The organism is Streptomyces sp. RGM 3693, assembly GCF_050471125.1.
Classification (GTDB): domain Bacteria; phylum Actinomycetota; class Actinomycetes; order Streptomycetales; family Streptomycetaceae; genus Streptomyces.
The window spans coordinates 2,730,821-2,752,573 of sequence record NZ_JBMPPQ010000001.1 but is presented as its reverse complement, the minus strand read 5'-3'; the positions used below and the strand labels follow the sequence as shown (position 1 = coordinate 2,752,573).

The 21,753-nt window shown below is 71.9% G+C and carries 23 protein-coding genes; 11 read left to right on the top strand and 12 right to left on the bottom strand.

The genetic code is table 11. The features are described from left to right. Positions 1 to 111 precede the first annotated feature (111 nt). The 3 genes from ACO0M4_RS11815 (at position 112) to ACO0M4_RS11805 (ending at position 2,919) form a co-directional block, all read left to right on the top strand. On the top strand, positions 112 to 981 hold the full coding sequence (locus tag ACO0M4_RS11815; RefSeq protein ID WP_430369830.1) for a universal stress protein: 870 nt from the start codon (positions 112 to 114) through the stop codon (positions 979 to 981). Between the two features lie 194 nt (positions 982 to 1,175). Beyond that, positions 1,176 to 1,475, top strand: a complete 300-nt coding sequence (locus ACO0M4_RS11810; RefSeq protein WP_430369829.1) for a DUF1876 domain-containing protein — start codon at positions 1,176 to 1,178, stop codon at positions 1,473 to 1,475. A gap of 82 nt (positions 1,476 to 1,557) precedes the next feature. Further along, a complete protein-coding gene (locus tag ACO0M4_RS11805) occupies positions 1,558 to 2,919 on the top strand; it encodes a nicotinate phosphoribosyltransferase (RefSeq protein WP_430369828.1) in 1,362 nt (453 codons plus the stop codon). 27 nt (positions 2,920 to 2,946) lie between these two features. On the opposite strand, the gene ACO0M4_RS11800 is transcribed toward ACO0M4_RS11805, so the two are convergent. Further along, the gene (locus tag ACO0M4_RS11800; RefSeq protein WP_430369827.1) at positions 2,947 to 3,813 is read right to left on the bottom strand and encodes a universal stress protein; all 867 of its coding nucleotides are present in this window, start codon (positions 3,811 to 3,813) and stop codon (positions 2,947 to 2,949) included. Between the two features lie 244 nt (positions 3,814 to 4,057). Here ACO0M4_RS11800 and ACO0M4_RS11795 point away from each other — a divergent pair, with 244 nt between their 5' ends. Both ACO0M4_RS11795 and ACO0M4_RS11790 read left to right on the top strand, forming a co-directional pair. After that, positions 4,058 to 4,822, top strand: coding sequence for an HAD family hydrolase (locus ACO0M4_RS11795; protein WP_430369826.1), 765 nt, complete (start codon positions 4,058 to 4,060; stop codon positions 4,820 to 4,822). Further along, complete coding sequence (locus ACO0M4_RS11790) at positions 4,819 to 7,224, top strand: glycoside hydrolase family 65 protein (protein ID WP_430369825.1); 2,406 nt, start codon at positions 4,819 to 4,821, stop codon at positions 7,222 to 7,224. The genes ACO0M4_RS11795 and ACO0M4_RS11790 overlap by 4 nt, the downstream gene beginning before the upstream one ends. A 33-nt stretch (positions 7,225 to 7,257) precedes the next feature. Here the strand turns inward: ACO0M4_RS11790 and ACO0M4_RS11785 are convergent, their stop codons facing one another. After that, positions 7,258 to 8,733: an APC family permease gene (locus ACO0M4_RS11785; protein WP_430369824.1), complete on the bottom strand. Its 1,476-nt coding sequence runs from the start codon at positions 8,731 to 8,733 to the stop codon at positions 7,258 to 7,260. 137 nt (positions 8,734 to 8,870) lie between these two features. Next, positions 8,871 to 9,497: a YigZ family protein gene (locus ACO0M4_RS11780; RefSeq protein WP_430369823.1), complete on the bottom strand. Its 627-nt coding sequence runs from the start codon at positions 9,495 to 9,497 to the stop codon at positions 8,871 to 8,873. A 241-nt stretch (positions 9,498 to 9,738) separates the two neighbouring features. Here ACO0M4_RS11780 and ACO0M4_RS11775 point away from each other — a divergent pair, with 241 nt between their 5' ends. The 5 genes from ACO0M4_RS11775 to ACO0M4_RS11755 all read left to right on the top strand — a co-directional run bounded on the left by ACO0M4_RS11775 (position 9,739) and on the right by ACO0M4_RS11755 (position 13,086). Continuing rightward, entirely contained in the window at positions 9,739 to 10,518 is a 780-nt protein-coding gene (locus tag ACO0M4_RS11775) for a type VII secretion system-associated protein (protein WP_430369822.1), read from the top strand. Between the two features lie 280 nt (positions 10,519 to 10,798). Next, entirely contained in the window at positions 10,799 to 11,515 is a 717-nt protein-coding gene (locus tag ACO0M4_RS11770; protein ID WP_430369821.1) for an acyltransferase family protein, read from the top strand. 140 nt (positions 11,516 to 11,655) lie between these two features. After that, the gene (locus tag ACO0M4_RS11765) at positions 11,656 to 12,063 is read left to right on the top strand and encodes a CoA-binding protein (protein ID WP_430369820.1); all 408 of its coding nucleotides are present in this window, start codon (positions 11,656 to 11,658) and stop codon (positions 12,061 to 12,063) included. Positions 12,064 to 12,086: 23 nt separating this feature from the next. Next, complete coding sequence (locus ACO0M4_RS11760) at positions 12,087 to 12,551, top strand: GNAT family N-acetyltransferase (protein WP_430369819.1); 465 nt, start codon at positions 12,087 to 12,089, stop codon at positions 12,549 to 12,551. 19 nt (positions 12,552 to 12,570) lie between these two features. Beyond that, the gene (locus ACO0M4_RS11755; RefSeq protein WP_430369818.1) at positions 12,571 to 13,086 is read left to right on the top strand and encodes a GNAT family N-acetyltransferase; all 516 of its coding nucleotides are present in this window, start codon (positions 12,571 to 12,573) and stop codon (positions 13,084 to 13,086) included. Positions 13,087 to 13,141: 55 nt separating this feature from the next. On the opposite strand, the gene ACO0M4_RS11750 is transcribed toward ACO0M4_RS11755, so the two are convergent. Both ACO0M4_RS11750 and ACO0M4_RS11745 read right to left on the bottom strand, forming a co-directional pair. Beyond that, positions 13,142 to 13,699 carry a YbaK/EbsC family protein gene (locus tag ACO0M4_RS11750; protein WP_430369817.1) on the bottom strand — a complete coding sequence of 186 codons (558 nt, stop codon included), beginning with the start codon at positions 13,697 to 13,699 and terminating at the stop codon, positions 13,142 to 13,144. Between the two features lie 108 nt (positions 13,700 to 13,807). Next, positions 13,808 to 14,551: an acyltransferase gene (locus ACO0M4_RS11745; RefSeq protein WP_430369816.1), complete on the bottom strand. Its 744-nt coding sequence runs from the start codon at positions 14,549 to 14,551 to the stop codon at positions 13,808 to 13,810. A gap of 144 nt (positions 14,552 to 14,695) precedes the next feature. Between ACO0M4_RS11745 and ACO0M4_RS11740 the strand changes: the two genes are divergently transcribed. Then, positions 14,696 to 15,262, top strand: coding sequence for a gamma carbonic anhydrase family protein (locus ACO0M4_RS11740; protein ID WP_430369815.1), 567 nt, complete (start codon positions 14,696 to 14,698; stop codon positions 15,260 to 15,262). Between the two features lie 75 nt (positions 15,263 to 15,337). Here the strand turns inward: ACO0M4_RS11740 and ACO0M4_RS11735 are convergent, their stop codons facing one another. The 7 genes from ACO0M4_RS11735 to ACO0M4_RS11705 all read right to left on the bottom strand — a co-directional run bounded on the left by ACO0M4_RS11735 (position 15,338) and on the right by ACO0M4_RS11705 (position 21,448). Beyond that, a complete protein-coding gene (locus ACO0M4_RS11735) occupies positions 15,338 to 16,102 on the bottom strand; it encodes an enoyl-CoA hydratase/isomerase family protein (protein ID WP_430369814.1) in 765 nt (254 codons plus the stop codon). Between the two features lie 52 nt (positions 16,103 to 16,154). Beyond that, positions 16,155 to 16,946 (bottom strand): cytochrome P450, encoded by a 792-nt coding sequence (locus ACO0M4_RS11730; protein ID WP_430369813.1) that lies wholly within the window; start codon positions 16,944 to 16,946, stop codon positions 16,155 to 16,157. A 563-nt stretch (positions 16,947 to 17,509) separates the two neighbouring features. Beyond that, the gene (locus ACO0M4_RS11725) at positions 17,510 to 18,877 is read right to left on the bottom strand and encodes a cytochrome P450 (RefSeq protein WP_430369812.1); all 1,368 of its coding nucleotides are present in this window, start codon (positions 18,875 to 18,877) and stop codon (positions 17,510 to 17,512) included. Positions 18,878 to 18,887: 10 nt separating this feature from the next. Then, on the bottom strand, positions 18,888 to 19,478 hold the full coding sequence (locus tag ACO0M4_RS11720; RefSeq protein ID WP_430369811.1) for a GTP-binding protein: 591 nt from the start codon (positions 19,476 to 19,478) through the stop codon (positions 18,888 to 18,890). Beyond that, positions 19,453 to 19,833: a DUF742 domain-containing protein gene (locus ACO0M4_RS11715; RefSeq protein ID WP_390022075.1), complete on the bottom strand. Its 381-nt coding sequence runs from the start codon at positions 19,831 to 19,833 to the stop codon at positions 19,453 to 19,455. Before ACO0M4_RS11715 ends, ACO0M4_RS11720 begins: the two co-directional genes overlap by 26 nt. After that, positions 19,830 to 20,243, bottom strand: coding sequence for a roadblock/LC7 domain-containing protein (locus ACO0M4_RS11710; RefSeq protein ID WP_430369810.1), 414 nt, complete (start codon positions 20,241 to 20,243; stop codon positions 19,830 to 19,832). Before ACO0M4_RS11710 ends, ACO0M4_RS11715 begins: the two co-directional genes overlap by 4 nt. After that, positions 20,240 to 21,448 carry an ATP-binding protein gene (locus tag ACO0M4_RS11705; protein ID WP_430369809.1) on the bottom strand — a complete coding sequence of 403 codons (1,209 nt, stop codon included), beginning with the start codon at positions 21,446 to 21,448 and terminating at the stop codon, positions 20,240 to 20,242. Before ACO0M4_RS11705 ends, ACO0M4_RS11710 begins: the two co-directional genes overlap by 4 nt. Between the last annotated feature and the right edge of the window lie 305 nt (positions 21,449 to 21,753).

Sequence of the window (21,753 nt, the reverse complement as noted above, 5' to 3'; positions counted from 1 at the left end):
GGCCGGCACCGGGCCGCCCACCCGGTGCCGGCCGCCGGTCCGACGGAGACTGGAAGTGCGGCATACCGCTGCGTGGGTCAGCGGTGAGCGGACCGGGAGCGAGGTGAGGTCATGCAGGACGTGATCACCGTGGGCGTCGACGGGACCCCCGAGGCGACGGCCGCCGTGCGGTGGGCGGCGCACGAGGCGGAGCTGCGGCGGGCCCGGCTGCGGCTGCTGCACGCCTGGGTGCTGCTGGCACCCGAACCAGAGCCCGGGCCGACCGGCGAGAACGACCAGAACTACTGGCCGCACCGGATCATCGGCGACGCCCGGGAAATCGTCCGGGACCGCCACCCGGACCTCCCGGTGGACGAGGCCCTGGTGGCCAAGGACCCGCTCGCCGCCCTGAAGGAGGCGGCCGACCAGTCGTCGCTGCTGGTCCTGGGCTCGCGTGACCTGGGCCCGCTGGCGCGGTACGTGATGGGCGAGATCGGCCTCCAGGTGGTGGCGCACACCCACACCCCCACGGTGCTGGTCCGGGCCCGGCCGGGCGCCCCGTCACCGGCGCCGGGCGCCCCGGTAACGGCCGGACTGAGCCTGCACGAACCGTGCGAGGCCCTCCTGGCGTTCGCCTTCGAGAGCGCCGCCCGGCGGGGCGTCCCGCTACGGGTCGTGCACGGCCGGCACCTGCCCTCGTACGCGTACAACCGCGGCGGCGGGGTCGAGCCGGTCGCCGCGCAGCAAGCGGCCGCGGACGCCCGGCAGGAGCTGACGGCCGCGCTCCGCCCCTGGCAGGAGAAGTTCCCCGACGTCCAGCTGGACGCCCGGGTAGAGCAGGAGAGCCCGACGCGGGCGGTGCTACGGGACACCTCGGACGCCGCGCTGCTGGTCGTCGGCCGCCGGCACAAACTGCACTTCCCGGCGCCGAAGATCGGCCATGTGGTCCAGGCCGTGGTGCACCACGCGCCGTGCCCGGTCGCGATCGTGCCGCACGAGTGAGCGCACCGCCGCTGCCGCGGTGCCGCACGGACGCGCGCCGGGCGCGCTCGGCGAGGTGCACTGCGTCCCGCACGGACAGGCGCCCCGAGCGGTTTCTCCCAACAATGGGTGGCAGGGGCTACGGACGGCGTGCGGGACCCTGCGCACCGGGGTGCGGTCCGGTGCGGCCCCGGAGGACACCGCGGAGGTAAGCCATGGCGAAGACCACCGAGTGGCCGGTCCGGTTGATTCTCACCGAGGAGGACGGGACGACCCGGGCGCGGGTGGAGCTGGACACCGGCACCCAGGCCCTCACCGGGCACGGCCGGGCCCGGTGCAACCCCGAGGACCCGGACGTTCCGGTGATCGGCGACGAACTGGCCGCCGGCCGGGCCATGAAGGACCTCGCCGGGCAGCTGATCCGGCTGGCGGACCACGACCTGGCGGGCGTCGGCGCCGCACCGCCGGGGCACGAGCGGCGCACCGTCTACGGCTGGCCGAGCGAGCTGGCCTAAAGACCGCCCGCGGGTCGACCGCCGGGCCGCCCGCGCGCGGCCGACCCGCGGGCGGCCGGCACGGCCCGGGAAGGAGCCGGCGATGCCGGATGGGACGACGGCCGGTCCGACCACGACCGACCTGTACGAAGTGACCATGGCCCTGTCGTTCCTCCGCGAAGGGATGACCCGGCCGGCCACCTTCAGTTGCTTCGTCCGGGAGCTCCCCACCGACCGGGGCTTCCTGGTGGCCGCCGGGGCGGAGGCGGTGCTCGACTTCCTCTCCCGGTTCCGGATCGGGCCCGACGACGTGGAGGTGTTCGCGGAGGCGCTGCACCGGCCCACCATGGACCTGGCGCCGCTGCTGGGGCTGCGCTTCGCCGGGGAGGTCCGGGCCGTGCCGGAGGGCCGGGTGGTGCTGGCCGGCGAACCCCTGCTGGAGATCACCGCGCCGCTGCCGCAGGCACAGCTGGTGGAGACGTTCGTACTGAACCAGCTCAGCCACCAGACCGCGATCGCCGCCAAGTGCGCGCGGTGCGTCCTGGCGGCCCGCGGCCGACCGGTGGTGGACTTCTCGCTGCGCCGCACGCACGGGGTGGAGGCGGGCCTGCGGACCGCGCGGCTGGCGGCGATGGCCGGTTTCGCGGGGACCAGCAATGTGGCGGCGGCGCACGCCGAGCGCCTGCCGGCGATCGGCACCATGGCGCATTCCTACGTCGAGGCGTTCGAGGACGAGGAGGCCGCGTTCAGCGCCTTCGCGCGGGCCCATCCGGGGCCGGTGACGTTCCTGGTGGACACCTACGACGTCGATTCCGGGGTGGCCGCAGCGGCCCGGGTGCTGCACGCCCTGAACCGTACCGAGGGGGCGGCGATCCGGCTGGACAGCGGCGATCTGGCGGCGCTGGCGGTCCGGGCCCGGGCGATGCTGGACCGTGCGGAGCTGCCCGGGGTGCGGATCGTGGCCAGCGGCGGGCTGGACGAGTTCGCGGTGGACGACCTGGTGCGGGCCGGGGCACCGGTCGACGTGTTCGCGGTGGGCACCCGGGTCGGGGTCAGCGCCGATGCGCCGTACCTCGACTCGGCGTACAAGCTCGTCGCGTACGACGGGCGGCCGGTGATGAAGCTGTCGACGGCAAAGGCCACCGCACCGGGCCGGAAGCAAGTCTTCCGCCACCCGGGCTGCCGCGATGTGATCGGGCTGGCCGAGGAGCCGGCGCCGGCCGGCAGCGTGCCGTTGCTGGAGACGCTGATGCGCGACGGGATGCGCTGTGCGCCGCGGACCCCGCTGGCGGACGCCCGGTCCCGGCTGGTGGCGGACCTCGCGGAGCTGCCGACGACGGCCCGGGCCATCCGGGCGCCGGTCCCGGTGCGGCCGTCGGTCTCCGCACCGCTGGCCACCCTCACCCAGCACGTGCGGCGGCGGATCGAACGCGCGGTACTGGCCCCGTACGACCACTTCGCCTGACGTCCCCGGCGGGGCCCGGCCCGGGACTCAGCCCCGCGGGACCACCACGACCGGGCAGGCGGCGTGGTGCAGCGCGGCATGCCCGACCCGGCCGAGTTGCAGCCCGAAGTGGCCGTGCCGGTGGCGGGCCCCGAGGACCAGCAGGTCCGCCGCGGCGGACCGCCGGACCAGCACCTTGTGCGCCGGCCCCTCGACGGTGGTGCAGCGGACGGGCACCGTCGGGTGCGCCGCGGCCTCCGCCGCCACCGCCGCGTCGACCAGCGCCGACGCCTGCTGCTCGGCCTGGTGCTCCGGTCCGGCGGCGCGCCGGGTGCGGTCGGCGGTCTCGTAGGCGGGGCAGCGCCAGGCGCGGATCGCGTCGAGGGCGCAGCCGCGGGCCTCCGCCTCCCGGAAGGCGAACCGGACGGCCGGGGAGCCCTTCGCGGTGTCCCCGACGCCGAGCAGCACCCGGTCGTGGCTGCTCGCCAGGCCCGCCCGGTCACCGCGGACCACCACCACGGGGTGCCGGGCGCGGGCCGCCACCGACAGGCTGACCGAGCCCAGCAGCAGGTCGGCGAACTCCCCACGCCCCTTGGAGCCGAGGACCACCGCCGTGGCGTAGGGCGCCTCGCGGAGCAGCGCGGTGACCGCGTCGTCGGCCAGGACCTGGACCGAGACCTCGACCTCGGGGTTGCGGCGGGTGACGCGGTCGGCGGCGGACGCGACGACCCGGTCGGCCATCGCCTGCTCGGCGGGGGCGCTCTCCTGTGGGGCCACCCCTTCGTAGCGCTCCCATCTGGACGCGTAGACCAGGCGCAGCGGCAGTCCGTGGAGCGCCGCCTCGTCCACCGCCCAGTCCAGGGCGCGCAGCCCGGCGTCCGATCCGTCCACGCCTACGACCAGGGGGAGTTCCATCGTCCCCACCGCCTTCCGTCGCTCGGGCCGCGGCCGTGCCGGGGCGGCACCGGGGCGGGGCCCGCGCGGCCGGCGGTACGGGCCCGGACCGCGGCGCGTCCGGTGGCGCCCCTCGGCTCCCTTCCATCGTGTGCCCCGGTCCCCGCGGCACGCCAGGGCCGGCGGGGCCACGAGCGGCCCGGGCCGGGATGTCGTGGTGCCATGGAGGGACGCATCTGACGAAGGAAGGCTGGAGGGACCCGCCATGTCCGCCGCGTCGCCGCTGGCCGCGTGTCTGCGCTGGGTGCGGGCCGTGGTCTTCGACACCGACGGTGTGCTCACCGACTCGGCGGGGATGCACGCCGCGGCCTGGCAGGAGGCGTTCGACGCCTGCCAGGCGGCCACGGGCGGCGGGCGGCCCTTCGACCCGGTGGACGACTACCTCCGCCATGTGGACGGCCGGTCCCGGCTGGACGGCGCCGCCGCGTTCCTGGCCTCCCGGGGGCTGGCGCTGCCGCCCGGCGCCCCCGACGACCCGCCGGGCATCGGCACGGTGGCGGCGGTCGCGGCCCGCAAGGAGGAGGTGTTCACCGCACTGCTGCGGGACCGCGGGGCGGCCGTCTGGCCGGGCAGTGTGCGCCTGGTGCACGCGCTGCGCGGGGCGGGTGTCCCGTGCGCCGCGGTGTCCGCGTCCCGCCATGCCACCGAGCTGCTGTCCCGGGCGGGGCTGCTGGGGCTGTTCGAGGCGGTGGTGGACGGCAACGAGGCGGCCCGGCTGGGCCTGCCGGGCAAACCGGACCCGGCGCTGTTCGCGGAGGCGGCCCGGCGGCTGGCCGTCCCGCCCCGGGAGGCGGCCGTGGTGGAGGACGCCACGGCCGGCGTCGAGGCGGGCCGCCGCGGCGGCTTCGGCCTGGTCGTGGGCGTCGACCGGAGCGGCGCCCCGGGGCACGCGGCCGCACTGCGCCGCCGCGGCGCCGATGTGGTGGTCAGCGACCCCGGCGAGCTGCTGCTGCCCGGGGCGGCCCCGTGACGGCGCCGGGCTGGACCTGGACGTACGAGGGGTACGACCCGGAGGACGAGCGGCTGCGGGAGGCGCTGTGCACGCTCGGCAACGGCCGGTTCGCCACCCGCGGCGCCGCGTCGGAGTCGCCGCGCGGCCCCGTGCACTACCCGGGCACTTACGCGGCCGGTCTCTACAACCGGCTGACCTCCACCGTCGCCGACCGCCGGGTGGAGAACGAGGACCTGGTCAACCTGCCGGACTGGCTGCCGCTGCGCTACCGCATCCGCCCCCAGGGCGCCCCGGAGCCCGGCCCGTGGCTCTCCCCCGACCACCCGCAGCTGACCGGGCACCGCCGGACCCTGGACCTGCGCCGCGGCACCCTGACCCGCTGGTCGTCCTACGAGGACGAGGCCGGGCGGCGGCTGACCGTCACCGAACGCCGCCTGGTCCACATGGCCGAACCCGATCTCGCCGTCCAGCGCACGGTGTTCACCGCCGAGGGCTGGTCCGGGACGGTGGAGGTCGCGGCGGGGCTCGACGGCGACGTCCGCAACAGCGGGGTGGCCCGCTACCGCGCGCTCGCCGACACCCATCTGACCGGCTGGGAGACCGGCGCCGAGGACGACGGGGCGTGCTGGCTGCGCTGCCACACCCGCACCTCCGGCATCACCGTCGCGTTGGCCGCCCGCTTCCACGCCGCACCGCGCGGCGGCACCGCCCGCACCGATCTGGCGCCGCGCCGGACCTGGCGGGTGCTGACCGTCCCGGTCCGGCCCGGCGCCCCGGCGACCGTGGACAAAACGGTGGCGCTGCACACCTCGCAGGACCGGGCCCGCGCCGCACCGCTGCCGGCCGCCCTGGACGCGGTCCGCCGGGCCCCGGCCGTGCCGCGGCTGCTGGCCTCGCACCACCGCGCCTGGCAGCACCTGTGGCGGCAGGTGCGGCTGGACGTGCCCGGCCCGGCGGGCCGGATCCTGCGGCTGCACGTCTTCCACGTGCTGCAGACCGTCTCCCCGCACACCGCGCGGCTGGACGTGGGGGTGCCGGCGCGCGGTCTGCACGGCGAGGCGTACCGGGGGCACGTCTTCTGGGACGAGCTGTTCGTGCTGCCGTTCTTGAACCTGCACTTCCCGGAGGTGTCCCGGGCGCTGCTGGACTACCGTCACCGGCGGCTGCCGGCGGCCCGGCGGACGGCGCGCGAGGCGGGCCGGGCGGGCGCGATGTACCCGTGGCAGAGCGGTAGCGACGGCCGCGAGGAGACCCAGCGGCTGCACCTCAACCCGCGCTCGGGCCGCTGGCTGCCGGATCACTCGCACCTCCAGCACCACGTCGGCTCGGCGATCGCCTACAACGTGTGGCAGTACTGGCAGGCCAGCGGCGACACCGCGTACCTGCACACCAAGGGCGCGGAGATGCTGCTGGAGATCGCCCGCTTCTGGGCGGCGAGCGCGGGCTGGGACCCGGCGCTGGGCCGCTACCGCATCCGCGGGGTGGTCGGCCCCGACGAGTACCACGACGGCTATCCGGGCGCCGACCGGCCCGGGCTGGACGACAACGCCTACACCAACGTCACCGCGGCCTGGGTGCTGACGCGGGCGCTGGAGCTGTGCCGGACGCTGCCCGAGGCGCGCCGACGGCCGCTGTTCGAGCGGCTGGCGCTCTCCCACGACGAGCGGCAGCACTGGGACGACGTCGCGCACCGGCTGCACGTCCCCTACCACCGGGGCGTGATCAGCCAGTTCGCGGGCTACGGGCAGCTGGCCGAACTCGACTGGGCGGACTACCGGGCCCGCTACGGCGACATCCGGCGGCTGGACCGGATCCTGGAGGCGGAGGGCGACACCGTCAACCGCTACCAGGCGTCCAAACAGGCCGACGTACTGATGTTGGGCTACCTCTTCTCGCCGTCGGAACTGGCCGGTGTCTTCGACCAGTTGGGCTACCGCCTGGACGACGACATCTGGCGGGCGACCGTCGACCACTACCTGCACCGCACCTGCCACGGTTCGACGCTCAGCGCCGTGGTCCACGCCTGGGTGCTGGCGCGGGTGCGCCGCGACGACGCCTGGGCGTACTGCGAGGAGGCCCTCACCGGCGACGTCGCGGACGTCCAGGGCGGCACCACCGGGGAGGGCATCCACCTGGGCGCGATGGCCGGCACCCTGGACTTCGTGCAGCGCGGGATGACCGGTCTGGAGACCCGGGACCGCGCCCTGTGGCTGGATCCGGCGCCGCTCCCCCAGCTCTCCAAGTTCGGCGTGCGGTTCCGCTACCGCCGCCACCGGGACATCGACCTGCGGATCCACGCCGACCGGGTGCGGATCACCGTGCCGGACTCGGAGCACGCCGCGGTCCGGGTCCGGCTGCGCGGCCGCCCGTTCACCGTCGCCCCGGGGACGTCCCGCCGCATCGACCTCCCCGACGACTGAACTCGCCCACCAATAAGGCAGATTGACGTGGCATCAGCCGGCCCGGGGCAGCGGTTCCACCGACTCCGCCGCCGCATCCAGATCCGCCCCGTGCAGATACTCCTCACTGATCCGCTTCGGCCCGAACGGCCACTCCCGCTCGACGCGGGCCCACGCCAGGAACGCCACCAGCCCCGCCGCGACCCAGGCCAGCGACCATTCGATGGGGTGCCGACCGGGGGCGCTGCGGTCCGCGTAGCCGTAGATCACCAGCCAGCCGAGCAGCGCGACCAGGCTCGGCAGCGGGTGCAGCCAGATGCGGTACGGGCGGCGCAGCGCCGGCTGCCGGCGCCGCAGCACGGTGACCGCCGCGATCTGGGCCAGCGCCTGCACCAACACCATCACCGTGGTCAGCAGTTGGATGACGGTCGTCAGGTCGGTGTGCCGCCCCAACAGGAAGCCCGCGGCCATGATGCCGCCCATCGTCAGCAGCCCCAGGACCGGGAAGCGGTGGCGGGGGTGCAGCGTCCCGTACGGGCGGAAGAACACCCGGTCGCGGGCGGCGTCGTAGGGGACCCGGGAGCCGCCGAGAAGCCCGGTGAAGACGGAGGTGACGGCGGTGATCAGGATGAGCACGGTGACGGCGTCGGCGGCGGTGCGGCCCCAGGTGCGTTCCAGGACGGCGGAGGCGACCGAGGAGCCGGCCGTGCTGTGCGGATCGAGCATGTCGCGCCAGTCGACGACGCCCAGGGTGCCGATCTGGAGCAGCAGGTAGATCACCATGATGCCGAGGATGGAGAAGAGGATGGCGCGCGGCAGGGTGCGGCCGGGGCGTTTGATCTCGGCGCCCATGTAGGCGGTGGTGTTGTAGCCGAGGTAGTCGTAGATGCCGATGGTGAGTCCGCCGGCGAAGCCGACCCAGAAGTGACCGGCCGTCAGATCAACCGCGTGGGCGGGGTAGGTGAAGGCCCGCTCCGGGCTGAAGTGGGTGAACGCCGCGACGATGACCAGGCCGACGGCGGCGATCATCACCGTCCACAGCACGACGGTGAGCCGGGCGATCCGCTCCACCCGCCGCCACAGCAGCACCACGATGCCGGCGGTGACGGCCAGGCCGACCGCGTCCCCCTGCCCCTGGCTCATCCCCGGCCACAGATAGCCCAGGTACTGCACGAAGCCGATGACGCCAGTGGCCATCCCGAGCGGGATGAACAGCATCGCCGTCCACACGAACAGAAACGGCATCAACTTCCCGGTGCGGTACTGGAACGCCTCCCGCAGATACACATAACTGCCGCCCGCCCCCGGCAGCGACGCACCCAACTCCGCCCAGATCAGCCCGTCCGCCAGCGCCAACACCGCGCCCGCCACGAACCCGATCACCGCCTGCGGCCCGCCGAACGCGGTCACCATCAACGGGATCGTCACGAACGGCCCGATGCCGCACATCTGGCTCATGTTGATCGCGGTGGCCTGGAACAACCCGATCCGGCGGACGAATCCCACCCGTTCCCCGAGGAGGTCCGACATGCCTGCAGCCCCTTCCCGTGCCGGCGCGCACGCCGGTCCGCGGCCCGTTCCGCCGGCCCAGGCTGACACGTCCGGCACCACCGCGCACCGGTCGGGACCGAACTCACGCCCGCCCCGAGACGGCCGGCGGTCGCCGCCTACACCTCCCCGTACGCCTCCCCGCCGAGCTCCAGCCGGGCCGTACCGGCCGTGGTGTCCGCAAGCCAGGCACGGAACCCTTCCAGGTCGGCCTCCGGCAGCCCCACCTCGATGCTGACCTCGGCCCCGTAGGTCACCTCGCGCACCGCCCGCCCCGTGGTGCGCAGGTCGTTCTCCAGCCGGCCCGCGCGCTGGTGGTCCACGGTGACCGTCACCAGCCGGAACCGCTGCCGGACGACCGTGCCCAGCACGTCCAGCGCCTCGCCGACCACACCCCCGTAGGCGCGGATCAGGCCGCCCGCCCCGAGCTTGATGCCGCCGAAGTACCGCGTGACGACGGCGACCACGTAGCGCATCTCGCGCCGCACCAGCATCTGCAACATCGGTACCCCGGCCGTGCCGCCCGGTTCGCCGTCGTCGCTGGCCTTCTGGATGCCGCCGTCGGCCCCGAGGACGTAGGCGAAGCAGTGGTGCCGGGCGGTCGGGTGCTCCTTGCGGATGCGCGCGATGAAGTCCTGGGCCTCCTCCTCCGTCGCGACCGGCGCGAGCGCACAGAGGAAGCGGGACTTGTTGATCTCGATCTCGTGGACACCCTCGCGGGCCAGCGTCCGGTACTGCTCCTGCATCCGACCAGCCTACGGGCCGGTCCGACCGGGCCGATCGCGGCACCCGACGCCCCGCGCCGCGCTGCGGTGTCCGCCGTACGGCGCAGTCCGCACCGCCGGGCGGCGTACCCGGGCCGTCCGCACGGTGCGTCGGGGAGACGTCCGCCGCCCCCGTGGGCACTGTGGCCCCAGCGGGACCCCGCGGCCGCAGGACGGCCCGGTGGCCCCGCGGGACCGGAACGGCGGCTCGGCGGAGGGCTTGATGGACGACAGCACACAGGCGGCGATGACAGCCGGCGTTCCGGTGACCGGCGAGGAGATGCCGGTGCCTCCCGCGGAGGTCGTCGAGGCGGCCCGCGAGGCACCGGACCACTGGCTGGCCATGGTGGACCTGACCTGGGCGGGCGAGGGCGCGCCCCCGCTGTGGGCGGTGATCGGGCAGTGGCGGTCGGGCCCGGACGGCGAGATCGCCGAGTGGCGGGACAACCCGGAGTACCGCCCGTCACCGCAGATGTTGGACTGGGCGGACCCGACCGACCCGGTGGACCGCGCGGTCCAACTGTCCGCCACCGGCTACGGCCCGGACCGGGCGGTCTGCGAGGAGCTGGCGCAGGCGGAGGTGTCCGTCCTGGTCACCGCCGCCGGCGCACCGCTGGCCGCGGCCTCCCCCGAGGGCGCCCCGGTGGTCCCCGTCTACACCTCTGCCGCCCAGCTGGAATCGGCGGGCCGGCTGCTCTACGACCGGCGGCCGGCGGCCGAACTGGTCGAGCAGCTGCCACCGGGGCACGCCCTCTACCTCAACCCGTCCGGGCCGGTGAGCATGGTCGTGGAGTCCGAGCAGCTGCGTGCGGCACTGGCCGCAGCGGGCGGCACCGGCGCCAAACAGCGCACCCGGGAGCCGGCCACCGGCACGGCGCTGCGACCGGGCACCGGCGCCGGGGCGCCCGAACCGGTGGGCGGTGGCCCGGCGATCGGCAAACCGGCCCGCTCCGCGGCGGGCAGCCGCGTCGTCGGCGCCGGACTGGGCCGCCGCACCGGCTGACCGCCCGCCCCCTGAACCCGCCCCGCCCGTCTTCCCCTTCGGGCGGGGCGTCTTGCTGTGCCCGGCGTCGTCGTCACTGTGGGTGGCCTCCACACGCCCCCCGCCTACCCGTGACCTGCCCGTAATCGAAACCTCGTAGAACTCTGCCTACGGTCTGTCCGCCTCACCAGGCAGAGTTTGCTCCCGCCAGGGGGAGCTCCAGGGGGTTTGCGCAATGGCTGAGAAACGCTCGGGGAACCGACTGGCCGCACTCGACGGCCTGCGATGAGCCGCCGCCTTGATGGTGGTCTTCTACCACTACGTCGCCCTCGCCGTACCGTGGGGCCACGCCACCGGCACCATCTTCCCGACGGCCCACAAGGCGGCCCAGTACGGATGGTTGGGCGTCGAGGTCTTCTTCCTGATCAGCGGCTTCGTCATCTGTATGAGCGTGTGGGGCCGCACGGTGGGCCAGTTCGCGGTCGCCCGCGTCTCCCGGCTGTTCCCCGCCTACTGGGCCAGCATCCTGCTCACCGCCGTGGTGGTGAAGAGGTGGCCGGAGGTCACCTCCCTGCACGGCTGGGACACGGTGATCACCAACTTGACCATGCTCCAGGCCGGCAACAACACGCCCAACGTGGACCCGGTGTACTGGACGCTCTTCGTGGAGCTGAAGTTCTACCTGATCGTGGTCGTGGTCATGCTGTTCGGCGTCACCTACCGCAACTGCCTGCTCCTGTGCGGCATATGGACCGCGGCCGCCGCCCTCGCCCCGGTCCTGGTCGCCTCCGTCACCGCGCTCATGCTGGTGGCCGCCTGGCTCGTCCACCGCCTCGTCGAACGCCCCCTCGGCAGCTGGCTCCGCACCCGCATGCGACGCGGCATCGACGACGTCCGTCAGCACGTCACACCGCGCCGCAGACACGCCCGCCCCACCACACCCCCCACGCCCACCGTGCCCCGCCAGGCCGAAGGCGACCGGACGTCGCCGTCCGCCCGCACCTTCGAGTCCGTCTGACCGACGCCGCTCCAGAAAGCCCAACGGCTCCAGAGGGTTCAGGGAATTCAGGGGATTCCGGGGATTCAGAGCAATCACGGGAATCAGGCGGGCCGATCGCCCGTTGTGCCGTAGCGGAACCACGAACGACAGGAGCCCCCGTGCACGGCGACCAGGCAACCATCCGCAGGATCCTCACCGAGCTCGGCGACACCTGGGCCGTCGTAGGGCTCTCGGCCAACCGCCAGCGCGCCGCCTACCGCGTCGCCGAGGTGCTGCAGAGCTACGGCAAGCGGATCATCCCCGTGCACCCCAAGGCCGAGGCCGTGCACGGCGAAGTGGGCTACCCGTCCCTGGCGGCCGTCCCGTTCACGGTAGACGTCGTCGACGTCTTCGTGCGCAGCGACCTCGCCGGAGCCGTCGCCGACGAGGCCGTCACCATCGGCGCCAAGGCGGTCTGGTTCCAACTCGGTGTCACCGACGACGACGCCTACCACCGCACCCGCACCGCCGGCCTCGACATGGTCATGGACCGCTGCCCGGCCATCGAAATCCCCCGGCTCGGCTGACCTGAGGCTGCAAGAATGCCCGGGTGATCATCCGACCCGCGCAGGAGCCGGACGTCCCCGGTCTGCTCGGCCTGGCAGCCCAGGTCGAGCACTGGTTCGGCGCCATGGTCGCGGAGCCCGGATTCCATCGCGCCCTGGACGGGCACCTCCGCCGGTCCACGGCGCTGGTCGCTGTCTCCGCGGAATCGGCGCTCGTCGGCGGCCTGTTGTTCGGTGCGGAGCCCCCGACCTACCACGTCCACTGGCTCGTCGTCTCGGCGGAGGCACGCGGGACGGGCGTGGGTCGCGCGCTGGTGGCGGACGCGCTACGGAGGTTCGTGCGGGGACCGGGCAGCATCGAGGTGGTCACGTTCGGGGCCGACCACCCGGGCGCCGTTGCCAGCGGTGCACGCGTCTTCTACGAGCGTCTCGGCTTCGCCCCGGCCGAGGCCACGGATCCGGGTCCGGAAGGCGGTGCCCGGCAGATCTACCGCCGGGCCGTCATCTGAGGTGCGCTAGCGTGCTGGCATGATCACGCCACGTGCCGCCCGTCCCGAGGACGCCGCCGAGCTGGTCCGGCTGCGCCGGCTGATGTTCCTGGCCATGAACGGCCGTGCCGATCCCGGCAGTTGGGAGCGGAACGCGGAGGAGATCACACGTCGAGAGCTGGCCGGACCGGACCCCCACCTGATCGGTTTCGTGGTGGACGGGGAGGCGGACGAGGCCGCGGCCGGGGCGGGCGCGCCGCATCTTGCGGCGGGTGCGCTCGGCTGGATCGACGAGCGGCTGCCGTCCCCGGTGAACCCGACCGGTCGGATGGGCTTCGTCTTCAACGTCTGTACGGATCCCCGGTACCGGGGCCGGGGCTATGCCCGGGCGACCACCGAGGCCCTGCTCGGGCGGTTCGCGCAGCAGGGCATAGGCCGGGTCGATCTGCACGCCACGGACGCCGCGGTACCGCTCTACCGCAGCCTCGGCTTCACCGAGCACAGCACGCCGCTCTCCCTGGACCTGCGTCGACGACCGAGCGCCGAGGTCGGCTGACCGCGGCCCTCAAGGCCCGGCCCGGTGGCCGGGTGCCCGGTGGCCGAGTGCCCGGTCAGGCGACGCCCAGCCCCTCCAGGACCGTGGCGCCCGGAAGTTCGGCCAGCGCCTTGCCGGGCACGATGAGCTTGCCCCGGCGGCTGCCGCTGCCGACCAGCGCGTAGGGGGCGTCGGCGACCGCGGCGTCCACCAGCAGCGGCCAGGCCGCGGGCAGGCCGATCGGGGTGATCCCGCCGTACTCCATACCGCTGTCGCCGACGGCGGTGTCCATCGGGGCGAACGATGCCTTGCGGGCGCCCAGATGGCGGCGGACCACGCCGTTGACGTCGACGCGGGTGGTGGAGAGGACGACGCAGGCGGCCAGCGTGACCTCGCCGCCGCGCTTGCCGGCCACCACCACGCAGTTCGCCGACTGCTCCAGCAGCCAGTCGCCGTAGTGGGCGACGAGGAGTTCGGTGTCCGCGATGGCCGGGTCCGTGTCGACGTACCGGAACTCCTCCACGGGGACGGAGCCGCGCCAGCCACGCAGCGCGGCGGCCACGGGGGCGGGCAGGAGGTCCAGGCACTCGGCGGCGGGCCGGACTTCGTCGAAGGCATCCATCGGCACGGGCATACCGCCAAATTAGCAGGCGCAGCAGGCCCAGCGGCCCGCCGGAATGATCACCGGCATCGCCGTCCCCACCGGCTGCGCGCGGTCCGACCCTGATCCAACGGACGGGCCCTACCCCTCCGCCGTCTCCCACTCCCCCAGCGCCAGCAGCTGCTCCGGTGTGACGCCCTCTGGGATCGGGACCGGTGCCGGTGTCCGCAGCGGCGGCTGCCAGCCCTCGCCCGGTTCCCAGCGGCGGACGATCCTGGCGGGTGCCCCGGCCACCACCGCGTGGTCGGGGACCTCGCCGCGGACCACCGCGCCGGCCGCGACCACCACGTTCCGCCCCAGCCGTGCGCCGGGGAGGATGACCGCCCCGGTGCCGATCCAGCCGCCCGGCCCGATGGCGACCGGTTCGGTGCGCGGCCACTGCTTGCCGACCGGCGTCTCGGGGTCGTCGTAACTGTGGTTGGTGGTGGTGACGTACACGCCGGGGCCGAAGAAGCAGTCGTCGCCGATCGTCAGGCGTACGTCCGCGATCACATGGCTGCCGCGCCCCAGCACCACACCGTTGCCCAACGTCAGGATCGGGTCGGGGCCCAGGTCGAGGTCCGGCATCATGCCCGCGGTGAGCGTGACGTCCTGGCCGATGATGCAGTGCGCGCCCAGCTCGATCCAGGGATCGCCGAAGACCGTGCCCTGGGGGAACGCCAGCCGGGTGCCGGTGCCGATCCGGCGGAAGCGGTACGGGCCGGGGCGCTCGGCTGTGACGGCCGCGGTCTCCCGCACCCAGCGCGCCCCGCGGTGGACGGCGCGGGACACCGCCCGGCGCCGCCAGGCCGTCAGGGACGAGAACACGTTCTGGTTTATCGGCACCCGCACACCGTACTCAGCGGGCCCGGGCACCGACCGCGCCTCGGCCTGTGATCTTCACCCCACCCGCGGCCGCCCCGGCCACCTCGCGCCCGCGTCGTCTACGGTGCTGGTGGCGCGGCACTCAACCGGCGAGGAGATGCGCAGATGACAGAACGGTCAGTGATCGTGGCGGTGGGCGGCCAGGCGCCGAACATCGACCCCGGGGCGTACACCGCGCCCACCTCCGTCGTCGTCGGCGACGTCACCCTGGCCGCCGGTACGAGCGTCTGGTACCACACCGTGCTGCGCGCCGACAGCGGCCCCATCGTCCTGGGGGCCGACAGCAACATCCAGGACAACTGCACGGTGCATGTGGATCCGGGCTTCCCGGTGACCGTCGGCGCGCGGGTCTCGGTCGGCCACAACGCCGTGCTGCACGGCTGCACCGTCGAGGACGACGTCCTGGTCGGCATGGGCGCCACGGTGCTGAACGGCGCGCACATCGGCGCGGGTTCGCTGATCGCGGCCCAGGCTCTGGTCCCGCAGGGGATGCGGGTGCCGCCGGGCTCGCTGGTCGCCGGGGTTCCGGCCAAGGTCAAGCGCGAACTGACCGCGGAGGAACGGGAGTCCATCAGGCTGAACGCGGCGAACTACCTGGAGCTGGCGGCCCTGCACCGCGCGGCGGTCCCGGTCGCCACCGGCGGTGCGGATGCCGGGGAGTCCGCGGGCTGACGGCCCCGGATGCGACGTCGGTGCGGCCTGGTCAGGGCCGCACCGACGGGTCTGCGTCCCCCGTGCGGACGGGGCTCAGCCCCGTCGGGCCTGGTGGGCGGCGCTCAGCGCGGAGGAGAGCAGCTCCGCGTCGAAGAGCGTGGCATCCGCGAGGCGGTTGGCGTTCCCGTAGGCGTTCATCATGAGCTTGGCGGTGCGCAGCGCCGTGGGCGACCGGCGGACCAGCGGCTTGGTCCAGCGCGTGACGGCGGCGTCCAGCTCGTCCTCGGGGACGACGGTGTGCAGGATGGACAGGTCCGCGGCCTTCTCGGCGCCGAAGTTGGCGCCGGTGAGCATGAGTTCACGGACCTTGGCGGCGCCGGCTTCGTGCAGCAGCCGCGGCAGGGAACCGCCCCAGGCCGGCGGCAGGCCGAGCGCGAGCTCCGGCATCCGGAAGCGGCAGTTGTCGGCACCGGCCCGCAGGTCACAGAAGAGCGCGAGCGCCAGCCCCGCCCCGATGACCCCGCCGTGCAGTCGGGCGATGGTGACGGTGGGGGCGGTGGCCAGGGCGTCGCAGACCCGGCGCGCCTTGCCCGCCAGGCTCCGGAGGTCCGCACCGTCCGGGTCGGCGGCGAGGAGTTCGCCGAACTCCCGGCGGTCGCCGCCCAGACAGAAGTCGTCACCTGCGCCGGAGAGCACCATGACGCGGACGCGGGGGTCGTCGTGCAAGGCGCCCAGTACGGCGAGGAGTTCGTCCAGGAGGAGTCCGGAAACCGCGTTCCCGGTCTCCGGACTGTGCAATTCCACGTGCGCGACCGGCCCCTCGGTTCTTATCCGGAGGGTCTTGAAGTCTTCCATCACGATGCGCTGTCTTCCTCTGCTTCCCACATGCCTACTACGGTCCGACGATTTGTCAGGATTCAACTACCTGTAGCTCCGTGATCCGCCGGAACCCCACCCGCGGTGCATAGACCGGCGGGGCACTGACCCGCAGTCCGGGCATCCGACGGAGCAGCGCGGTCAGCAGCGTGCTGGCCTCCAGGCGGGCCAGGGGCGCACCGAGGCAATAGTGGATGCCGCCGCTGAAGCTGAGGTGGCTCGCCTTGCGGCGGATGTCGAAGATCTCCGGATCGGCGAAGTGCGCGGGGTCGTGATTGGCGGCGCCCACCATCAGGTGCACCATCCGGTCCTGCTCGATGCGCACGTCGCCGATCGTGCAGTCCTCGGGGGCGACCCGGCTGATGATGTGGTTCGGCGAGTCGTAGCGCAGGACTTCCTCGATGGCATCGGGTATGTGCTCCTGGTGCGCGCGGAGCCATCCGAGCTGCCGCGGGTGCTCCAGGAGGAGCCACACCATGCTGGACAGCAGGGTCGCCGTGGTCTCCGGGGCGGCCAGGAACACCAGGAGCGCCAGCAGGTACACCGCCTCGTCGGCCGCCTCCCGGTCGCGTTCGAGTTCGTCCCAGGTACGCAGCCAGTTCGAGACCGGGTCGTCGCCCGGGGACCTACGGCGTTCCTGCACCAACTCCCGGAAATAGGACTCCAATTGCATGGTGGCGGCATCGGAGAGTGCGAGTTGACTCGCGGAGGGCAGCAATTCCTGGGTGAATACCTGGTCGTGGGCCAGCGACCGGAGCAATCCGTGGTCCGCCACGGGCAATTGGAGCCACTCCCCGATGGAACACATCGGGAGTTCCTCGCTCACCAGTGAACTGAAATCCGCGGCACCGCCCCGCAGTTCCTCGGCGAGCCGGTCGAGAAGGCGCTCGGTATGCGTCTCGACGGCACTCGTGATACCGGCTACGCATTTCCGGTCGAACAAATTGCCCAACGACCGCCGCACCCGGGTGTGATGCGGCGGATTGAGCGCCGGCAGAGTCCGGCCCATTTCGGTCGAAGACGGCGCACCCCAACGGGTACCGCCACCCTGACGTGCCCGCCAGGCACTGTCGGGGACCCGCCACGTCCGGTCCCGGAGGATGCGGTCACACAAACCGTAGGAGTTGATCAGGTACCCGCCCCAGGGGGCCGGAACGACATCTCCCATTGCCCTGAGTTCGGAGTAAATGGGCAAGGGATTCGCTTGTCCGCTCCCCTTCCGCAAACGCGAGAAGAGCGAAACCACCGCACGCCGGTCAACGGACCGAGAGGCCAGGGCGGGCTCCACGACAACTCCCTTTCAGAAGATCATGTAAGACGCGACACCCCTACCTACCCTTGCCATTGAACATTCATACGACGCACTCATGATCGACTTCGTTGCGAACGTCACACCTTCCACCACGACAGAAACCCGCTCCACCAGCTACTCTTTCGAGATTTACCGGAAGCCTGCTCCTGTGCGGCAATCGCACCGGCACCCACCGGAGCCGGCATCGGCCCGGCGGAACGACGCTCGGCCCGCACCGGCGTGAAGCGCGCCGGCAACGAGTTGAGGGCCCGGTGGAAGGGACCCGGCCGCCAGGTCAAACTCTCCTCGGGCACGCCGAGTTCGATGTCGGGCAGCGCGTTCAGCAGCTTCTCGATGGCCAGCACCGAGATCAGCAGTGCCGGGTCCTTCGCCGGGCAGGCGTGCGGGCCGGCGCCCCAGGCCAGGTGCGCCCGCTTGCTCAGCGTCTGCCGCCCGACCGAGAGACCGGGATCGGTGTTGGCCGACGCGAAGCTGATGAGGACGGGACTCCCGGCCGGGAGCCTGCTGCCGGACACCTCCACGTCCTGGACCGGGTAGTGCGTCGCGTAGTTGGCGATCGGCGGGCTGTTCCACAGCACGTCGTGGATGGCGTCGTCGACCGGCAGACCGGCCGAGTGCTGACCGCCCGCGTACCGCTCGTCGCACAGCATCAGCCGCAGCGCGCTGGAGATGAGGTTCTGCATCGGCTCCGCGCCGGCGCCTATCAGCATCACCAGCTGGTGGATCATCTCCTCGTCGGAGAGCTGGGAGGGATGCTGCATCAGCCACGAGGTGACGTCTTCGGCCGGGTTGGCACGCTTGAGGGCGACCAGTTCCAGCAGCGACTCCGTCAGGGTCTCGTTGGCCTTCTCCGCGTCGATGCCGTCGAAGATGCCGGAGAAGCCGAACACCAGCCGGTCACCGATCTCGGCCGGGCAGCCGAACAGGTCGTTGAAGACCAGCAGCGGCAGCCAGCGGGCGTAGTCGGCGACCAGGTCGGCCTTCCCGTGCCCGCTGAACTGCTCGATCAGGTACTTGGCCACCCGGTCCACATGCCGTCCCACCCGGTGCATGTCCAGCCGCGCGAGGCTGTCCGTCACCGCCTGACGCAGCCGCAGGTGGTCGGCCCCGTCGGAGAACATGCTGTTCGGCCGGTACATCAACATCGGCAGCACGGGGCTGTCCAGGGGCACCCGGCCCTCGTTGAGTGCACGCCAGCGCCGCGGGTCGCGGGCGAAGGAGTCGGGGTTCTGCAGGATCTGCAGCGCCGTCGCGTAGTCCGTGACGAGCTCCGCCTCGACGCCGGGGGAGAGTTCGACCGGGGCGGTCGGACCGTGCTGCCGCAGCTGCTCGTACACCGCGTGCGGCGCGGCGGCGAATTCCGGGCCGTGCAGGGAAGTCGTCATGCCGTCGGCATGTGCCGGGCAACCCGGCGGCGGAGTCTGGAATTCCGGATGAGATTGCATGGAGGCACTCCTAGTTGAGGCGGGACTGCAGATAGCGGACCAGCGTGATCAGAGAATCCGCCGACGACTTCTGGTCACGCGCATCGCAATTGATGACCGGCGTTTCGGGGAGGAGATCGAGCGCCTCCCGGATCTCGTCGAGCGAATGCGCCGGCGTCCCGTCGAAGCGGTTCACGGCGATCGCGTACGGGATGCCGTAGTGCTCCACCAGGTCCATGACAGGGAAGGACTCCTGAAGACGCTGCGGATCGACCAGGATCAACGCCCCGAGCGCCCCACGCGTCATGTCCTCCCACACCTGAACGAATCGCTGCTGTCCGGGAGTTCCGAACAGATACAGGACCAGCTGTTCGCTCAGCGTCAACCGCCCGAAGTCCATGGCGACCGTCGTCGTGGTCTTCCCCGGCACCGCCCGCAGGTCGTCGATTCCCGCGCTGGCCTGCGTCATCACCTCTTCGGTGCGCAACGGCGGAATCTCCGACATGGTGCCGATGAACGTGGTCTTGCCCACGGCGAAGTGCCCGACGACCAGGATCTTCGCCGCGGTCTGCACAGAATTCCGCAGGTACACACCGTCATCCAAAGCGAGCCTGGAGCCCATTCAGCACCTCCTCAAGGATTTGCCGTTCGACAAGCTGAGCGCTGGGGATGGGCGCGCGCACATAGAGATGGCCCTCCTCCGTGAGATCGAACACCAGAATTTTGACGACGCCCACCGGCAGCCCGGTGTGCCCAGCTATCTCGGCGATCGACAGAAAACCCCCGGAACACAGCTCCAACAGACGCTGCTTCTCCGGGTCGAGGGGTTTGGTCCGGGGCGGTTCCTGAGCGACGGTGACCAGTGTCAGCAGCGAGAAAGAGCTGTCATCGACGAGGTCCCGGCCGTTGGTGATGACGTACGGCCGTACTAATTCCGCTGCTTCCTGTACCAGCTCCGGCTCGTCATCGGTCGTCATGGTTGGATATCGGCCCTCTCACGCGGAGGACTGGTCAGAGCCTTGCCGAGCTGGCCGACCAGTTGTTGCATCCGGAACGAGATCTCCGCCATGTCGACATCGGGCGACGCCGAAACCGCGAGATATGCACCTTCACCGGCTGAGATGAGGAAGACCCAGCCGTGGTCGAATTCCACTAGCGTCTGCCGCCACTGCGGGCGCCTGGCCGAACCGTTGTTGTTGCAGAAGTCGGAAACCGTGCGGCTCAGCGACTGCATACCGCTCATCGCGGCGGCCACGGTATCGGCATGGTCCCGGCCGACTTCTCTGGAACGGGCCATAAGGAGACCGTCGGCGGAGACGAGAATGGCATGCTGTGCTTCAGGCAATTCCAGAGCACTGTCAAGCATCCACGACAGATCGTAGTTCACGGAACCTCATGCCCTTCACTGCTTGCTTGGGTGGACCGACGGCCCGACTGCGTACCGCGCTGGAACGCGCCCATGGCGGACGCGGTCCGGGCGCTGTCGCGGACCGGAGTGGGGGTGCCCTCGGTCGCCGGCGGCACGATGGATATGGCCCCGCGGCGGCGCCGCTTCGGCAGTCCGCCGGCGGTCGTCTCGTTCACCGCCGGGGCCTCGGTGTCCGGGCCGCCGAAGGGAGGAACTGCCGGCGCGCGGTGGCGCCCCTGGACCGCGGCACTCTGCTGACCAGGAGGATTCTCGGGCGGCAACGGGGTGGATGCGGCCACGGCAGGACCCTCCTCGGGCTCGTGCAGGGACGTGAGCAACTCGTCGGGGAGCAGGACGACCGCGCGCACACCGCCGTACGGCGAAGTGGAGTCGACCGAGACCGTGAAGCCGTAGCGGGCGGCGAGCACACCGATGACGGTGAAACCGAACTGCGGCGGGTTGCCGAGGCTGGAAACGCTCGCCGTATTACCGCCGGCAAGCAACTGGCCGGCCCGCGCCTTCTCTTCCTCGTTCATACCGACACCGGCGTCGTCCACGACGATGCACACGCCCTTGGGCACCGGGCGGATGTTGAGCTCGATCACCGTTTCCGGTGCGGAATAGCTGGTGGCGTTGTCCAGCAATTCAGCCAGCACCAGCGCTACCGGTTCGACGGCGCGGCTCACGATGGCGAAGTTACTCTGCGAACGGATCTCGACGCGAGTGAAGTGACGAATGCGTCCCTTTGCACTGCGGACCACATCGTAGAGCGAGGCGTCATTACGACGCCGGCCGAGCCAACCGTCACAGAGCACCGCGATGGACTGAGCCCGTCGCGCGAACTGCGAGTTCATGTGGTCGATATCGAGCAGGTCCTGGAGGATCTTATGCTCGCCGTACGCTTCCTGGAGCTTGGAGATCGTCAGCTGCTGCTCGCTCGCCAGTCCCTGGAGGGTCCGCATGGCGGCCTTCAGGGTATTCTTGGTGGCTTCTTCGGCGCGGTCCTTGGCCTCCTCCACGGCCTCCGCGTAGTGCTCTTCCAGCTGCGCGTAATGCTGTTTCAGCTCAATTTTTTCTTTTCTTAGCTCCGAAATATTTTTCCGGCCACGAATAATCGCGGTAGCAGCGACAGGTGTACCAGCGACCAATGCCCACAGCGCTGGATCCTGGAGATATTGCGTCATAGGTCTCTCTTCGGATGACGAAGCCACCAGGTGCCGAATGCCCGGCTGCCGTGTGGATACTCACGCGCGGCCCCAGACAATAGACGAACGGCCGCGCACAGTCGCCTGCCAGAAAGCCTCTGAAGGCCCGGATAACGGCATAGCTCTCCCCGGGGTGGCGATTTTCTCAGGTCAATGCGCGGAATTTCCTTTTGCCATAGCAGGTGACCACCCGGTTGGCAAGTGCGATGATCTTAGCATCACGCCATCGGCTGAAGTCCAACAGCGATCCGTAACGTTCTGGCACCTGACGGAGATTCAACAAA

Coding starts and splice junctions, on each gene's coding strand:
- ACO0M4_RS11750 (WP_430369817.1), bottom strand. CDS start 13,699: ATGCCCGTGCCGATGGATGCCTTCGACGAAGTCCGGCCCGCCGCCGAG.
- ACO0M4_RS11815 (WP_430369830.1), top strand. CDS start 112: ATGCAGGACGTGATCACCGTGGGCGTCGACGGGACCCCCGAGGCGACG.
- ACO0M4_RS11785 (WP_430369824.1), bottom strand. CDS start 8,733: ATGTCGGACCTCCTCGGGGAACGGGTGGGATTCGTCCGCCGGATCGGG.
- ACO0M4_RS11795 (WP_430369826.1), top strand. CDS start 4,058: ATGTCCGCCGCGTCGCCGCTGGCCGCGTGTCTGCGCTGGGTGCGGGCC.
- ACO0M4_RS11780 (WP_430369823.1), bottom strand. CDS start 9,497: ATGCAGGAGCAGTACCGGACGCTGGCCCGCGAGGGTGTCCACGAGATC.
- ACO0M4_RS11725 (WP_430369812.1), bottom strand. CDS start 18,877: ATGCAATCTCATCCGGAATTCCAGACTCCGCCGCCGGGTTGCCCGGCA.
- ACO0M4_RS11800 (WP_430369827.1), bottom strand. CDS start 3,813: ATGGAACTCCCCCTGGTCGTAGGCGTGGACGGATCGGACGCCGGGCTG.
- ACO0M4_RS11715 (WP_390022075.1), bottom strand. CDS start 19,833: ATGACGACCGATGACGAGCCGGAGCTGGTACAGGAAGCAGCGGAATTA.
- ACO0M4_RS11810 (WP_430369829.1), top strand. CDS start 1,176: ATGGCGAAGACCACCGAGTGGCCGGTCCGGTTGATTCTCACCGAGGAG.
- ACO0M4_RS11770 (WP_430369821.1), top strand. CDS start 10,799: ATGGTGGTCTTCTACCACTACGTCGCCCTCGCCGTACCGTGGGGCCAC.
- ACO0M4_RS11805 (WP_430369828.1), top strand. CDS start 1,558: ATGCCGGATGGGACGACGGCCGGTCCGACCACGACCGACCTGTACGAA.
- ACO0M4_RS11705 (WP_430369809.1), bottom strand. CDS start 21,448: ATGACGCAATATCTCCAGGATCCAGCGCTGTGGGCATTGGTCGCTGGT.
- ACO0M4_RS11755 (WP_430369818.1), top strand. CDS start 12,571: ATGATCACGCCACGTGCCGCCCGTCCCGAGGACGCCGCCGAGCTGGTC.
- ACO0M4_RS11740 (WP_430369815.1), top strand. CDS start 14,696: ATGACAGAACGGTCAGTGATCGTGGCGGTGGGCGGCCAGGCGCCGAAC.
- ACO0M4_RS11720 (WP_430369811.1), bottom strand. CDS start 19,478: ATGGGCTCCAGGCTCGCTTTGGATGACGGTGTGTACCTGCGGAATTCT.
- ACO0M4_RS11775 (WP_430369822.1), top strand. CDS start 9,739: ATGGACGACAGCACACAGGCGGCGATGACAGCCGGCGTTCCGGTGACC.